General features: G+C 45.0%; 13 protein-coding genes and 1 tRNA gene. 7 read left to right on the plus strand and 7 right to left on the minus strand.

Translation table 11 applies throughout. From position 1 onward, the window contains the following. Positions 1-452: 452 nt before the first annotated feature. A tRNA-Cys gene (locus tag NDI48_25660) sits at positions 453-524 on the minus strand. A 489-nt stretch (positions 525-1,013) separates the two neighbouring features. Between NDI48_25660 and cpdA the strand changes: the two genes are divergently transcribed. Next, the gene (gene cpdA / locus NDI48_25665; GenBank protein ID MEP0834554.1) at positions 1,014-1,811 is read left to right on the plus strand and encodes a 3',5'-cyclic-AMP phosphodiesterase; all 798 of its coding nucleotides are present in this window, start codon (positions 1,014-1,016) and stop codon (positions 1,809-1,811) included. A gap of 68 nt (positions 1,812-1,879) precedes the next feature. Here the strand turns inward: cpdA and NDI48_25670 are convergent, their stop codons facing one another. The 3 genes from NDI48_25670 to NDI48_25680 form a co-directional block, all read right to left on the minus strand. Next, positions 1,880-2,023, minus strand: coding sequence for a hypothetical protein (locus NDI48_25670; GenBank protein MEP0834555.1), 144 nt, complete (start codon positions 2,021-2,023; stop codon positions 1,880-1,882). Positions 2,024-2,047: 24 nt separating this feature from the next. Next, entirely contained in the window at positions 2,048-2,827 is a 780-nt protein-coding gene (locus NDI48_25675) for a pentapeptide repeat-containing protein (GenBank protein MEP0834556.1), read from the minus strand. Positions 2,828-2,911: 84 nt separating this feature from the next. Further along, a complete protein-coding gene (locus tag NDI48_25680) occupies positions 2,912-3,121 on the minus strand; it encodes a hypothetical protein (GenBank protein MEP0834557.1) in 210 nt (69 codons plus the stop codon). Between NDI48_25680 and NDI48_25685 the strand changes: the two genes are divergently transcribed. From NDI48_25685 to NDI48_25695, 3 genes are all read left to right on the plus strand, one after another. Then, positions 3,113-3,454: a DUF760 domain-containing protein gene (locus tag NDI48_25685; GenBank protein MEP0834558.1), complete on the plus strand. Its 342-nt coding sequence runs from the start codon at positions 3,113-3,115 to the stop codon at positions 3,452-3,454. The genes NDI48_25680 and NDI48_25685 overlap by 9 nt on opposite strands. A 228-nt stretch (positions 3,455-3,682) precedes the next feature. Continuing rightward, positions 3,683-5,896 (plus strand): pentapeptide repeat-containing protein, encoded by a 2,214-nt coding sequence (locus tag NDI48_25690; protein ID MEP0834559.1) that lies wholly within the window; start codon positions 3,683-3,685, stop codon positions 5,894-5,896. A gap of 507 nt (positions 5,897-6,403) precedes the next feature. Then, on the plus strand, positions 6,404-7,402 hold the full coding sequence (locus NDI48_25695) for an AEC family transporter (GenBank protein ID MEP0834560.1): 999 nt from the start codon (positions 6,404-6,406) through the stop codon (positions 7,400-7,402). Between the two features lie 129 nt (positions 7,403-7,531). Here NDI48_25695 and NDI48_25700 read toward each other — a convergent pair whose 3' ends face one another. Further along, a complete protein-coding gene (locus NDI48_25700; GenBank protein ID MEP0834561.1) occupies positions 7,532-8,050 on the minus strand; it encodes a cyclase in 519 nt (172 codons plus the stop codon). Between the two features lie 751 nt (positions 8,051-8,801). On the opposite strand from NDI48_25700, the gene NDI48_25705 reads away from it, so the two are divergent. After that, positions 8,802-10,247, plus strand: coding sequence for a glycosyltransferase family 1 protein (locus NDI48_25705; protein ID MEP0834562.1), 1,446 nt, complete (start codon positions 8,802-8,804; stop codon positions 10,245-10,247). An 884-nt stretch (positions 10,248-11,131) separates the two neighbouring features. Here the strand turns inward: NDI48_25705 and NDI48_25710 are convergent. Beyond that, positions 11,132-12,223 (minus strand): class I SAM-dependent methyltransferase, encoded by a 1,092-nt coding sequence (locus NDI48_25710; protein MEP0834563.1) that lies wholly within the window; start codon positions 12,221-12,223, stop codon positions 11,132-11,134. A gap of 1,025 nt (positions 12,224-13,248) precedes the next feature. Here NDI48_25710 and NDI48_25715 point away from each other — a divergent pair. Beyond that, a complete protein-coding gene (locus tag NDI48_25715) occupies positions 13,249-14,220 on the plus strand; it encodes a PleD family two-component system response regulator (GenBank protein ID MEP0834564.1) in 972 nt (323 codons plus the stop codon). Between the two features lie 212 nt (positions 14,221-14,432). After that, complete coding sequence (gene hemJ, locus NDI48_25720; GenBank protein MEP0834565.1) at positions 14,433-15,032, plus strand: protoporphyrinogen oxidase HemJ; 600 nt, start codon at positions 14,433-14,435, stop codon at positions 15,030-15,032. A 152-nt stretch (positions 15,033-15,184) separates the two neighbouring features. On the opposite strand, the gene NDI48_25725 is transcribed toward hemJ, so the two are convergent. After that, positions 15,185-15,673: a chemotaxis protein CheW gene (locus NDI48_25725; GenBank protein ID MEP0834566.1), complete on the minus strand. Its 489-nt coding sequence runs from the start codon at positions 15,671-15,673 to the stop codon at positions 15,185-15,187. Between the last annotated feature and the right edge of the window lie 4 nt (positions 15,674-15,677).

Consider the following 15,677-nt stretch of genomic DNA (forward strand, 5'->3'; position numbering starts at 1 on the left):
TGCCGATTCTATCTTTTGTGCAGTGCGATTGTTCACTCCGTAGCTCCTGCTACCGTTAAGACACAGCGTGCAAAGGATGCTCAACTACAAGTCATCTCCCGGAGGTTAGATTTCACTCCTATCTAGGAGGATTATAACTTCTATCTAAAGACAGATTTTGTTCCATATAATATAAATTCCTAAGCCCTTAGAAGTGCCGCGCTGACCTCAAGAGGAAAGTCTCAATCTGTAGTTTTGACACAGATCACTGTAATAGTGTACAAAATTGATTTTCTCTCATGACATCTAATTCGTCACTGTTACTTCAGCGACAGTTATCTGTCACAACGACACGCAGTTAGTCAGTGCGACAACAATCTGTCACTGATGACAATTATTTAGTCACTATGCAAATTGATTGTAGAGGGACAAATAATTTGTCGAAACGCTCAAATAATTTGTCCCTCTACTTAAGGCGGCACCCAGATTTGAACTGGGGAGTGGAGGTTTTGCAGACCTCTGCCTTACCACTTGGCTATGCCGCCGTAAGCTCAGCTTCCTATTATATAACCAAATGCTAGTTTTTTCTAGCGCTGTAGCAAGACATCGGTGCCAACTGAATCACATCCAGTCTAGTTTATCATTGGCAGTTCACTGGGACTCCTAAGGTTATCGGAAAGCGCTTAACATCCTGAAATTAGCACTGTGTACGGTAGGGATACGGTCACTTACGCTTGGGGAGATTTGCCCAATAAGAGCAGTTGGAGCAATCCTGCTGTCTAACGACGAGTCCGTGAACCAAGAATCTCCGCACTTCTAGGGCGGAGAGTGTCAACCTGGTGTCAATAAAAAATTACCTATAAATACTGTTGCATTCCTATATACGTAAAATTATTGCTACTGGTCACATCTATGTGGATGTGCCACGAAAAACACCCCGTTCGATTGGGTTACAAGTACGATCTGGGTGCTAGAGATTTCCTGAGTATCTATGTTCAGGTCGTGAGTCGGATTCCTTTTACATTGAGCCTGATATGATCCAAGCCTCTCCACTGCTAATTGCTCAAGTTACAGATATTCACCTGTTTGCTAATCCAACGCAAGAACTCTTGGGGCTTCCAACCGCGAAGTCTTTCCATGCCGTTCTAGAACAATTGCAAAAACTGTTACCCCAACCCGATCTCCTGCTACTCACAGGAGACTTATCTCAAGATGAGACACCGGAATCTTATCAGTATCTGCAAGACTGGCTTAAACCCTTGGGAATCCCAACCTACTGGCTACCCGGCAACCATGACCAACCTTCAGTAATCGCTCAGGTGTTCAATCAGGCTCCGATTTCCCCTAAAAAGTCTTTCTCTGCCGGAGGCTGGCAGTTTCTGCTACTAAGCACAGCCGTTTCAGGCCAAGTCTATGGTCAGCTATCACCAGAAAGTTTAGCTTGGCTCGATCTACAGTTACAACAGAACCGTGAACAACCGACTCTTATTAGTTTCCATCATCCACCGTTTTCAGTCCATTCAGATTGGCTCGATCGCATTTCCCTACAGAATGCGGATGAGCTGTTTGCCGTGATTGACCGCCATCCACAGGTGCGTTTGGTAGTCTTTGGTCATATTCATCAGGAATTTGAGCGATCGCGTCACGGCGTTAGCTACTTGGGTTGTCCCTCAACTTGCTTTCAGTTTATGCCTAAAAGTGACAACTTTGCCTTGGACAACGCCAACCCCGGATTTCGCTTAATCAGCCTCTATCCCGATGGCTCATTCCACACCCAAGTTGAGCGGGTGGAATACGTCTACGAACTCTATACAGGCGCAAACGGCTATTGAGTGTTAGGGATCTTTGATCAAGTCAACATTAACTTAAAGTAGGGTGCATTACACTCCGTTAACACACCCTACCGATGGAAAATTACTTTATAGGCTATGTGGGGATGGCTCTTGCCCTGTATCGCTCCCTGAAGTGTTTGACAAAATTCATCCCCACTCAAGGCTTGTTCATCAGCACCATGTGTCCGCAGGACTTGAAGCGAGTCTTGCACCCTTGTCCACACTTTGAATTGACTCTATTGTTTAGTGCCATTGAGGTTGACGTTCGCACCGTCTAACTTAGCTTCAGTTAAATCGGTTCTGTTGATTTTCGCCTTGTTCAGATTCGCCCCCCGCAAATCTGTCTTGCTCAAGTTAGCACCTTCCAGGTTCGCACCACTCAAATTGGCGTTGCTTAAATCGGCCTCAGTTAAATCGGCTCCCCTGAGATTGGCATCTTGCAGGTTCGCATTGCTTAAATTAGCCTTACTCAGGTTAGAACTTTGCAGATTGGTCTTACTCAAATTAGTCTTAGCCAAATTCGCTTCGGTACAATCTGCTTGACTCAGATTCTTGCTACTAAAATTCTGTCCCGAAAGATTTAAATTTGCACACTTGAAATTAGTCACAACCGGATTGGGGTTAGTCAGTGAAGGTTGACTCGTAATCGGTTGTTGTACCGGTGGTGGTGGTGGTTGAACCTGTGCATTGGTGGCAGCATTCCTGGCAAGGAGCCATCCTATGCCAGCAATGGCGGCAAGGAGTGGTAACCCGATCGCCAGACCAATGAGGTATTTTTTATTTTGAGTCATTGGTACGGGTTGTTGAGTGGGCGAATGCTGAATCTGAAGCTCATCGATCGCTTGTTGAATAAACTCTGGCGGAATTCTTGCCTCTGTTCCAGCGTCCATCAGCTCTTTAACAGAATAGCTTTGATTGTGCTGGGCGTACAATTGAGCCGCAAGCGTAAAAACTTCCTCAGCTTTATCTTCAGAAATGCGATACTCTGAAGGAATTCGATATTCTGGGCGGTTCATAAGGCAGTCACGATAAAATAAACAGGAAAAATAAACACTGTTTCCGCGATCCTAGTCTCTCTATTCAGCTAGTGTCAGCCTTAATCAGCCAAGTGTGCCTGGTTTTTTGGACTTAATTTGCGATCGCGCTCCATCCTTGATCCAAGTTGCGATCAGCGTTGTATCGCTGGACTGTAGAAGAATCCGTCTTCTGACAGTTCGGTTGTACTCACTGGCGGGCTTGCCCGCTTTTACTAAATTAGTTAATAGAAATTGTAACAACTCTACAAACTGGCGGTTACTACCATGAACCATCTGTCAAATTCAGGTTCCGAGCTCTTCGGCAGCGAAGGGGAACGCAGTAACTTGCTGTGGCAATACGTTCAATCTATGAACCCAGAGATAGTTGCTCAACTCTCCAAACCGCCTTTGGAAGTGGCGCAGGTGATGGAACGCAACCTTGTCAGTATGCTAGGACACTTACCTCATGAACACTTTGGAGTTACAATCACCACGAGTCGCGAACAGCTTGGTCGGCTTTTGTCCTCTGCAATGATGAGTGGCTACTTTCTGCACAATGCTCAACAGCGAATGGTATTTGAAAAGTCTTGGCAACAAGCAGCAGAAGATAAGGAAAAAGAAGATTAGTAAGCCTATCAAGCACAGGGGGCTTCAGATGTTAAGGGTGAGTACCGCTCACCCAACGGGTTCTACGGCTTAATTTCTGTAATCTTTAGGTAGGTGTTTATCGGTATAATGGAAGTTAAACCCTAAACTGGTACTTGGATCATGGATAAAAGTTAAGACGACGTCTTCAATTACCAATCCGAGAAAATCACAGAAATTGACCACCACTGGGTAGAAAGAATTTTTCATATGACAGGGCGCATCTTTCCAAATGCTTATGAACTGGATTGGTCTAAAGATACCAATCTGCCACATCAAGCAAGTCTCCAGCAATCTCAGGACTTAATTTACAAATCGCTGAAAAGCCTTGTCAATAGCCAGCCCCCAGAAACAGTACTCCTCGAATTTAAGAATTTATTCATTTCTGGGGATAGTAGCCTTAATCCAGAGGGATTACAGGCTCTTTATAAAATTATTTTGAATAACGACGAACAAGAGTTTAAAAACACTCTAAAACGCTCGTGTTACATCTTAATCAATAACTGGGCTTCCCAAAGAAAATTTGGTTTTATACAAGAACTGATTCAAATTTTGGCTGCTGCCAAGGAAACGCCAACCCCTCTATCACCCAGTCTAAAACGCCTCAAAAGCTGGATTATTAACTTTGTTAATCAGGAGGATTATCAAGAACTTAAATTATTTGCTGCACCTCACTTATCTCAAGAGCGAGGCTATTGGAGTCATCGTTATACCTCTTATTTATTAGTACCCCAATATCTAGATTCTCGAAACCCTAAAGAACAGCGAGAAATTGCCCGAAACCTGTCTCAACGGTTGAAAGAAAAGTTCAAACTTGATTTGGCAATGTACACGGCTCGCTGTAATTCTTCCATAGCTCAAAACAAAGAAGTCTCTAATTCTAATCCGACGAAACTCGGAGAGGGGGTGATTGGTTTAATCAAAAAAGTTATCACTCGAACGACATTATTTGATTACACCAACCAAGCTCATATTTTTTTACAGCAAACCAGAGAACTCAATTATCTTAAATTTAAACATCGATTAAAGAGCTATTTAGGCATTAGCATTCAGCATAAAAAAGGGTTAGAAATTCTCCCAACTAAGTTCTATGAAAAAATTGATAACCTTTATGAAACTCATAATCAAGATAGCTTAAATGTTGACCTTTTGCTAAGAACCTCTAGGCAAATTATTGAGTGGTTAACAACAGAAGATGGCCAAGAGCCTTCTTACCTATTTATTGTGTTGACGACCCAAGGCAACACACTGACTCTGGTGGTCATCCTACTCAAAGTTATTTTGATCTGCCAATATGTTCGGACTTATCTAGAAGTTTGCATTGCCAAACTGATTCGCTATTATGAGAAATATCCAGAGAAGGAATGTCAGTGGTTTATTAATTTCTTAGAAATTTTTAACCTCGTAATGGCCATTTATACGGAAAATGTTCAGTACAACCTCGTTCAAGTAAAAGACAATCATTCCGAGAATCAGCTTCTTGGGGATTTAGATACCTACCGAGTTTTTTCTCAATTCAAAGGAGCTGACTTACGAGGAAATGATTTAAGCAATACTGACTTACGTCACAGCGATCTGAGCGCGGCTGATATGCGTGAGGCTAATCTGTGCGGTACCGATCTCACTCAGGCTGACTTGAGTCTTGCTAAATTGAGTAACGCCAACATGAGCCGTGCCATCCTCAATGAAGCGGAGTTGATTGCGGCGGATTTGAATCATGCTGATTTGAGTGGTGCGACGCTGATCGCCACTAAATTACGTCATGCTGACTTACATCAGGCAAATTTGAGCCATGCGACACTCAACCGTGCAACGCTAAATGCTTCTACTTTAAGTGGTGCCGACCTACGAGAAGCAGACCTTCAGTATACTGACCTAAGCTACGCCAATCTCAACCAGGCTAATTTGAGTGGTGCTAACCTCCAGTATGCCGACTTGAGTAATGCTAGCTTGAGTGGGGCCAATTTGAGCGGGGCCAACCTGCAAAATGCCAATCTATCCCATGCCAACCTCCACAGCGCTAAACTCCCTCAAGCCAATCTCAGCCGCGCCGATTTAGAGTCGGTGAACCTGCGGGGTGCCAATCTCCAAGGAGCTCTTCTGCGTCATGTAAAACTGAGTCATGGTAATTTAAGCGGCGCTAATCTTAGCCGTGCAGACTTGAGCCATGCTGAGTTGAGCTGTGGCAATCTCAGAGGTGCCAATCTGAGCGATGCTCTTCTACGTCACGTCAACCTCAGTGGCGCTGACTTGAGAGATGCCAATCTCAAAGGTGCTAACTTGTTTAGTACCCATCTTAACTGCGCCGATATTACCCATGCTCAGTTTGGGGAGAATTCCGAATTCTTTGAGCTCAACCAAGAGCGAGTAGATGCTGGCAAAAATACAGTTTGCGAACGACTCGAACGAATCACTTTAGATTGAGTTTGGAAATAGCAACTTTTTTGTTTGTTGGAGGCTTCATGAAATAACTGAAGGCTACCATCGAATCAACGGATGTACCCGGATTTGAGCGGGCAGTATGCGTGTTGTGGATTAGACAAGACTAATCCGTTGCACGGGAGATGCTTGCCCTATGATGAGCAGCCGAATTCGCTGGATCGTGATCGCACTTCTGCAACTCGCCCTACTCAGTGCCGCCCCGCTATTAATGGAGTTCTTTGAGAAGTTGCAATAGTCATCCAGCAACACTGCTCCCTATCAAAGACTTGCCTCTAAAGCCTATTCCAAGTCAAGATGAGGGTTAGCGGAACGCGAAGTGCATCTAATCCCTGTGGGTAGAAAGCTAGTTCTAGTGTCTTTGCTACCCTGGAAACAGTTGCACCCCCTTGGAATTTAGGCGAATGGCAAAGGTTGTTCCGTGAAATTTTTGTAAACTACATGGCGTTTACGGCCTGATTTCACCTAGACAAGATTGCCATTCTAGCGTCTATGATTGACTCTCTATTCCACGCCTACGCCCCTCTGCTCATCTGGTCAGGGTTAGGGTTCGTACTGTTTCGGTTTATCCCAGAACGTTTTCCCAAGCTACTCGGTCTTGCGCTTTATTGGGTGGGAGTGCCACTACAACTTCTTGTTTTAGGGCGTCAGACAGAGTTGTCCCATGGGGGAGAATTGATTCCTGTGGTAGCCGTCGGAGTATTGCTACTGAGTATGAGCTTGGCGCTGTTGAGCTGGTGGGGATTGCAAAAGCTAAGCCGTCGAAACGCCACCGCTTCATCTCAAGAAGGCCAAAAAAATTCCCTGCTTGATTTCTCTTTTTCCAGTGTTAACACCCTGGGGCGCGCAAGTCTTGGAAGTTTTATCCTGGCTTCCATGTTAGGCAATACAGGGTTTATTGGCTTGGCGCTTACACAGGTTCTCTTTGGTACGGAAAATATTAGCTGGCCTGTGCTATTTAGCGTTACTAGTAATGTTGTCGGCAACTATGGCATTGCTGTGTTTATTGCGAGTTATTTTGGTCGTAGTGAAACCAAAAATCATTGGTGGATTCAGTTGCGGGATGTGCTGAGTGTCCCGACCCTATGGGCTTTTATCATTGGCTTTAGTACTCGAAATATAGAACTGCCTTCTAGGGTCGAAACAGGATTAGATCAAGCCGTCTGGGTCGTGATTGCCTTTGCTTTGTTGTTGGTTGGTCTGCGATTGGGGTCTGTGCATGGATGGCGAAGTTTGAAACGAGCCTGGATGCCAACCTTGTTAAAAGTTGTGATCGTGCCGATGCTAGTAGGATTAGGTGCTACTTATTTCGGGTTAACTGGCGACTCTCGTCTAACATTAGTGCTCATGTCTGGAACGCCCACTGGACTTTCGGTGCTGATATTAGCAGAAGTTTATGAGCTAGACCGGGAATTGCTAGCGAGTAGTATTGCATTGAGTTTTATGGGATTGCTGCTGATGCTGCCTGTGTGGCTTGTGTGCTTTGGCTAATCTGAACCTAGAACTCAGGGGTTAGCATTCCCCAAAAAACGGTATCATAAACTACTTTTTTGGGCGCTGCAAAACTTTTCGGTCTACTGACATTGAGCAAGTTCCGTTGCGGCGGAAGCTAAAACAAATCTAGGTGCAAGCCGCACACAGGACTTGCCGCATTTGGCGCATATTTTCTGGCAATTCCATGTGCATCGCCTGTTGAATGAAAACTGTCGGTATCGGAATGCTAGGCGTTGCTTGCACGGAATAGGTGAGCAAAGTACCATTGCCGAAATCTTGCAGTTTCAGGTCTGCCGTAAAATCGGTAAAGGTGCCTTTTTCTAGCCGGAACTGAATGTGCTGGCCAAGTATCTCAAAGACGTTCAGGTAAATTTCAACTTGAACAGTGAGAAACAGAAAGGTTTTTTTGGCAACTTGATACAGACGTTTTACCTCGCCTCTATGCAAGACTTCGCTCTTGGTGAGATCGGGGAAGTATTGCACCCAACAGGGGTAATCGGTTAGTTGCTGCCAAGCGTGCGATCGCGCTATTGGTAAGTACATTTGTGCAGTAACAGCACCACCCCAAGCTGAGTGCGGTCGCGTTTCCACCAAAATATTCCCTTGCAAAAGCGCCTTTTGCTGACTCCACGCTAAATCTGGCACTGGATTATTCAAATCTGAGCAATAAAGTGTAGCCCTAATAGTTTAGCCACTCCTTAACCCATATGACTACCTCTTAACTCGGACATTTTCACACTTAAGTACACTAGGTAAGTCTCCTTTTTCCAACTTATAGAAATTTTTTAAAGAATGAATAAATTTACTGGAAAGCTTCTAATAATTTAAATTCACATTACTGGTATTTTTTCTCCACTGGAAACGGGGTATGTACCCAAAAATAATGACTAATCAAAGCGGTGGTGCTAAATGTCAAAATTGAGTTGTATATTTTAAAGTTATACATTAAAAAATATTGTGTATATATGGTCGTGTTTTGGAGCTTAAATTTTGCTTTTTTAGGATTTCAAGTGTTTGTTCAATTGCTCTTAATCGGTCTGATTAATTTATTCTCTATGTATGTTAACTGGAGCAAGAGCAAGCGTAGAAAGCGCTGTTATCGGTAACATAATCCTGCTTGTTCAGCAGCGAAGGTATTGGCACAACAGTAAGTCTTTCTTTGGGTGTAGATTACCGAACAGCAACCTTTTCGGTTTTCCGTAAAGCCAGGAAAGTTTCAAAAGTTTCAGAGGTGTAAAGCTTTGATTAATTTCCTTCTAAAGGCTGTTTTTTGGGCCCTTTCCGCATTCAAGCTGGAGCAGGGAGTATCCACCTTCTTCTGCCCACCCTGGCGGAGTGGAGCGCAAGCGCGTTAAAACATTGGAATCAATAATTCCTCGTGTAGGAGATAAAAAGTATGTCACATCTGGATGGGCAGCCGATTACCCAAGGGGCACAGCAGAAGGCGATCGCACACCAAGAGGAAAGTTCCTTAATGTTGAAAAAAAATCAGGACTCTCATTCGCCTGTTCGCTTAAATCAAGCTGAGAGTAGCGCCTCACCTTTCCACTCTGCCCGTCCAGCTATTCCTGGGAGGCAGCCTATTGCTCTGATTTCGGCTCATGGCGACGCCGCCACTGAAGTCGGCGCACAAGAAGCCGGAGGTCAAAATGTTTACGTGCGCCAAGTGGGCGAGGCTCTGGCAAAATTAGGGTGGCAGGTGGATATGTTCACCCGTAAAACTCATCCAGACGATGAGCCAATTGTGCAGCATTCACCCCACTGTCGCACCATTCGTCTGGTTGCCGGTCCTCAAGCCTTCATTCCGCGACAGGAGTTGTTTGAATACATGCCCCAATTTGTGGAGGCATTCCACAAATTTCAGAGCAAAGAAGGCACGAATTATCCCCTAGTTCATACGAATTACTGGCTTTCCGCTTGGGTTGGCTTGCAACTACAAGCATCAAGCAATATTCAGCTGATTCACACCTACCACTCCCTGGGAGCCGTCAAATACAAAGCGGTTTCTGTGCCATCGCCCATGCACCAGATACGCTTGGCTGTTGAACGGCAGATTCTGGAGCAAGCCAGTTGTGTAGTCGCAACCAGTCCTCAAGAGCGAGAAACCTTGCACTCCCTGGTTTCTGAGCAGGGTTGCATCGAAGTGGTTCCTTGCGGAACTGACTTGGAGAATTTCCGCATCATCCCGAAAATGGAGGCCAGAGAGCAGTTGGGTCTCGATCCAACGGAGCAGATTATTCTGTATGTGGGACGATTTGACCCTTGCAAAGGCATTGAGACACTGGTGCGCGCCGTGGCGATGTCGGAGACGAGAGCGAAGGGAAATGTTCGCTTGGTGATGGCTGGTGGCAGTGATGCCGAACTGGAAGACGCACAAGAACGCCAACGAATTGAGCAAATTGTACAAGAGGTTGGGCTGACCCAACAAACGCTCTTTTCCGGGCGTTTGGGTCACGATGTGCTGCCACTTTACTACGCCGCCGCCGACGTTTGTGTGATTCCCAGCCATTATGAGCCGTTTGGACTGGTAGCGATCGAGGCGATGGCTTGTGGTACGCCTGTGGTGGCCTCAGATGTAGGAGGATTGAAGTTTACGGTGATACCGGAGGAAACCGGTTTGCTCGTTCCTCCTCAGGATACAGCGGCCTTTGCGGCTGCGATCGATCGCATCTTAACCGATGAATTGTGGGCGACTCAACTGAAAAAGCAAGCGTCTGTTCGAGTTCGTCAGAATTTTACCTGGAGTGGGGTAGCCATTGAGCTGAGTAACCTTTACCGCCGCTTACTGGCACAGTCGCTTCTGGACGAACGGCTGTGGTCAGCGCAACTGCTTAGTCCTTAATGCAATTTGCTTGAGGTTTAACAGAGCGACAAGCGGCAGATGCACTCAGAAAAACAATAGATTGGAAATACGCACTTAGTCTAAACTTCAGTGATTCAGAATTTGATTCAACTGTACTAAGTGAATTCCGAGAACGATTATGCCAGCATGACTTATCGAACAAGTTGCTGGATTTGATGCTGTCTCACTTGAAGGAACATAATCTAATCAAGCATCGTGCAAAGCAACGCACAGACTCAACACAGGTAGTTGCATCAATACGTCTTTGATATCGCGATAAATACATTCGACGTTTGAACCTTGATGCAATGAGTATTTCTACGTTGTACGAAACGTTCTTGCAGCCTCAAAATTGGGCGAGTTGGACTCCAGATTCATCTTCCAAAGGATGAGATGAACTGAGAAGATAAAAAAAAAGAGAGCCACCAAGGCGACTCTCCCGATCATCAGGGTGCATCTACTGGTCTTATTATGGTCTTTGGGGGTGAGGGGTGTCACCCCCTATGGGTTATCTTTAACAAAACTTTAAATATTTATCTTAGTTTGCGCGATCGCAAGTGACAACGAGATTCCCGATTTATGCGATAAGTCGGGAATTTGTATCGATTTGAGTCTGATTCCTATGAATATAGATTTAATCCTGAGCGGATACTATCCATATTCTCCTCATTCCATGAACACGACGTGATCAAACCCGCTACATGGCGCTTTTTCTCAACTACGGTTGATGGCTTGATGCCGAGGGTTTGCTCAGTTTAGGGCTTTGCGGCTTGAGAGTAATCCAGACTGAGAGATCTCTGGTGTTCAGAGGTCGTGAATCACGGTTACTCTGTCCCTGATGATGCAATGCCAATGTACAGATTTTGCACATGTTTTTTCTTTTCTTAGTTTTTCTTGACGATGTAAAAATTATTCAATAAATCATGGTCGAGTTGTTGGATTTTTACACGAGAAAATCCTGCATTTTTCAACATTTCTAGAGCCTTTTCTTCACCCCACACGGCACCAAGCCCCATACCGTCTGCGGCGAGTGAAACTGTCATGCAATGCAGGCAAGAAATGGTGTAAAGAAAGGGTGCGACTGGATGATCTAAATTGCCCTGAACATTGCTGGATGCACGAATATCTTGCATTAAGTAGGTGCCATCATGGCGCAACGCCTGCTGAATCCCACGCAATACAACATCGGGTCTGGCTTGGTCATGAATTGAATCAAAGGTACAAATCAAGTCATATTGCTCCACTTCGTCGAGTTTGGCAGCATCTTTGACCTGAAACTCAATGTTGGTGAGTCCTTGTTCATTGGCTTCGGATTGAGCTGTTGCGAACGACTCTCGGCGCGCTTGCGCTATCGCCTCTTCAGAGAAGTCGTACCCTTTGAAGCGACTGTTGGGAAACTGCTTCGCCATTTTGTTGAGAACACGACCACTTCCACAACCCACATCAAGCACATCAATTCCCCTTTCCAACGCTTCCGTTAAATCGGGAATCAGCGGAAGAATATGCTCTTCTAGTGCTGCAACCACCGTTTGCCCACTATCTTCCGCCATAACTTGATGGAAACGCTTGTAAGCGGAGTAGGGCACGCCCCCACCTTTGTAGAAGCATTCGATTACCTGATCTTCTACCGTTGCTAGTAGCGGCAGGAATTGGGCGGTGACAGCAATGTTATTGGGACTCGCAGCCCGCGTCAGAAAGGCTGCATGTTCCGGAGGCAGGGAGTAAACACCCGCGATCGGCTCATATTCGACAAAACGAGCTGTAACCATCGATCCTAACCACTCTCGCACGTAGCGCTCGTTCAATCCGGCGGCATCGGCAATTTGCTGACTCGTGGAGGGTGGCAGTTGAGCCAAAGTATCAAATAATCCGGTGCGGTGTCCGATGGAGGTCATCAGTGCGATCGCTCCGCTATTGAGAATGTCCAACATCCGTTGAGCGAACACTTCGGCTTTTGTTTGATCGAGGGTCTGCATAATCTCGTTTCCTTCTCTGTACAGACTAGTTGGTATGTTGACGACAACAAACAGCCCTGTCAATCCTCTTAAAGGCAGAACTGTTTTAAGAGAATAGACTCTCTGGTCAAAGTCAAGGTTTACTACCTAGCTGTTTACTTATCAGCCTGTTGTTGATCACTTATGCAAGAAGTATCCAAAAAATTGGCACGACTTTGAACGGGGTTCACTCCCCGTTTCAATGCGTCTAGATAGCACAGCACAGCTTAAAAGCAGGAGTTTTACATCTCCCTGTTCTACATCCTTGACATTGAGTCAAGCATTCAGGGAACTTAGACAATTATTGTGTCGCTGTCCGGGTCTTCAAAGTTAGAATAAGATTCGATTGCTCAATCACACGCAGATAGTTGTGGAGAATGGGGCGTGATGCTGATAGTAACAGACCTTATTTTCGCTGTGTATAAAGGCAATTGATAGGTAATAGGAAGATTCTCTACCTATTACCCATTACCCCTTTTTAAGACAGATGTGAAGTAGAACGTAAATTCTAGGCACGTCTTCCATGAGAAGGCTTGCTTACGAAGCGTAACCAAGTCGCCAGTAAGCCGACTGAAAAGGTACAAGCAAAAGCAAAGGTCACAAAAGTTTCAAGCGCTGACATAAGGACATCCCGATTCTTCAGAGGAACAAGTGAGTCATACTCTTAATTCTTATATCAGCCGTACTCAACACCGATCAGGATGGTTAAGTTGATCAGAATTATTGAAATTAATTAAAGTTGTACTCAAAAATAATTTTGTTAAGTAGTGGAACTCAACGCCAAGGCAAGATTACCTAGACGGCTTGGCGATCGCACTTGAGTTATATCCATACTGCATGTTCCGCTTACGGCTGGGAACGACTGACGTATTTTTTAAATATTCCGTAAGGGAGATGTGCTTTTTGTAAATTTAAGACCCATATTCAAGATTATTAGAGACTGTGGTATACCACATGACCTATTATGAAATACCGCTTGTAGTGCAAAGAGCGGTATCTAAAAATCAATGGTTAGTGAAATATCGACAGATCAGTGTCCCCTTCCCCAACACGCTTCCCCTCTGATTTTGGTGGCAGATGATGACAAATTGACGCGATTAATATTACACAAAATCTTAGAAAAACAAGGATATTCGGTTGTAGAAGCCTCTCAAGGAGATGAGTGCTTAGAGGTGTATAAACACACCCAACCTAGCCTGATTATTCTAGATGCCATGATGCCAGTTATGGATGGTTTTGAGTGTTGCACAACCCTGCAATCTTTCCCAGGCAGCGAACACATCCCAGTGTTAATGATTACAGCACTAGAAGATCAAGCCTCAGTGGATCGCGCTTTTGAAGTGGGTGCTAGCGATTACATCACAAAGCCAATTAACTTAGCTGTGCTGCGTCAACGCGTGCGAATTCTGATTGAAAAGTCTCGGCTTTATCGAGAGTTGGAACAAGCGAATCAAAAGTTACTCCATTTAGCAACCATCGATAGTCTCACCCAGGTGTCTAACCGTCGCTCTTTTGATGAGTACTTAAGCCGGGAGTGGCAGCGCATGGTACGAGAGTTCTCCCCTGTGTCGCTAATTTTGTGTGACGTTGACTTTTTCAAAGCTTATAACGATACCTATGGTCATCCTTGCGGAGACACCTGTTTAAAAGCTGTGGCGCGTGCTATCTCCGAATCGGTGAAGCGTCCAGCCGATTTAGTGGCACGTTACGGTGGAGAAGAATTTGCCGTGATTCTGCCGAACACAGAAGCGATAGGTGCTACTCATATCGCTCAAAACATTCAGTCTAAGGTTAAGGCTTTGAAAATTCCTCATGCTAATTCTCGCGTGAGTGAATATGTCACAGTGAGTATCGGAATTGCTAGCCTCTTTCCCACATCTGAGTCTATCCCTGACACACTGATTGCGGCTGCCGATCGCGCCCTCTATCGGGCAAAAGCCCAAGGACGGAACTGTATCATCTTATCAACAAATTGTTAACTTAGGCAAAAACGCTCAAGAAAATACATAGTGGGATTTTCATCGCTTCTGGGTGTACTCTCGCCCATGGCATCTCAATCGAGTCGTTAACACAAGCCCTTGTGAGGATATTAACCTAATCAAGGGGCACCCTTGAGAGGCGCTACCCCAAAGCAAGTAGGATCGACAATACTTACCCTACTCAAGCGCCTCAACATTAGAGGAAATCATTTATGGCATATTACTGGTTTAAAGCATTTCACCTGATTGGCGTTGTCGTTTGGTTCGCCGGGTTGTTCTACCTGGTGCGTCTTTTTGTCTATCATGCAGAGGCTTCCCAAGAACCGGAACCCGCTCAAACGATTCTCAAAAAGCAGTATGAGTTGATGGAGAAGCGGCTTTACCGCATTATTACCACACCAGGAATGCTGGTGACAGTCGCGATGGCGATTGGTTTACTGACGACTGAACCGGAAGTTCTCAAAAGCGGTTGGTTACATGTCAAGCTAGCGTTCGTTGCGGTTTTGCTGGCTTATCATCATTACTGCGGTCGAATTATGAAGAAACTGGCAGCAGGAGAATGCCAGTGGAGTGGACAGCAATTTCGAGCGCTGAATGAAGCACCAACGATCCTGCTGGTGGCGATTGTCTTACTCGCCGTGTTTAAGAATAATCTACCGACCGATATTACCGCCTGGGTCATCTTTGGCCTAATTATTACAATGGCAGTCACGATTCAGCTCTACGCTAAAAAACGCAAGCGGGATAAAGAAAAACTTCTGGCAGCCACTCAAGGTAAAGATGGTGAAGTAGCTGGACAATTACCTGTTTAAACAACTAACAGGGATTGCGTTTCATGCACTAGTCAAGTTGCTCACAAAAGAGCTTCTGAGTACTAGAATATCACTTCTTTGTTTTTCATCTTGGAATTAATGAAGTGGTGTTCTAGTACTTGATAAAACCAATAAAAATAGCCGCATTTTCCTCAGGACGGCCTTAAAGACAGTAGATTATTATCTTGAATAGCATTACTCACTGTTCGCTTCATATCCAACAAAAGAATCGTCATTGTACCTTCTTTAGCAGATACAACAGCCGCATGACTAACCATCTGAGAGAGACTTGATTGATGATGAGATTGCGGTATACTTCGTAGGCTCTGTTGGGGTAACTCCATCAAATTAGGTGGCTCATCCACTAAAATTCCGCAAAGTTCCCCCTCGCCATCCCGCGTAATGACTAAAAAAGATTGCTCGCCAGGTAAATCGGTCAAATCTCCTGATCTTAGCGATTGATGAAAATCTAAAACCTTGACCATGTACTGACCTAGCTGAACGATGCCCATTGTTCTCAGGTTTCTGTTATCTGTAAGAGAACAACTGACCACCTTCAGGACATCGCTAATCGGGAGACCTAAGAGATAGTCTGCAATTGTAAAAACGATGAATTTTTCTATGTTAGGCTCGTCTTGCATGATT

It is taken from the genome of Microcoleus sp. AS-A8, assembly GCA_039962225.1.
In the GTDB taxonomy this organism is placed as follows: domain Bacteria; phylum Cyanobacteriota; class Cyanobacteriia; order Cyanobacteriales; family Coleofasciculaceae; genus Allocoleopsis.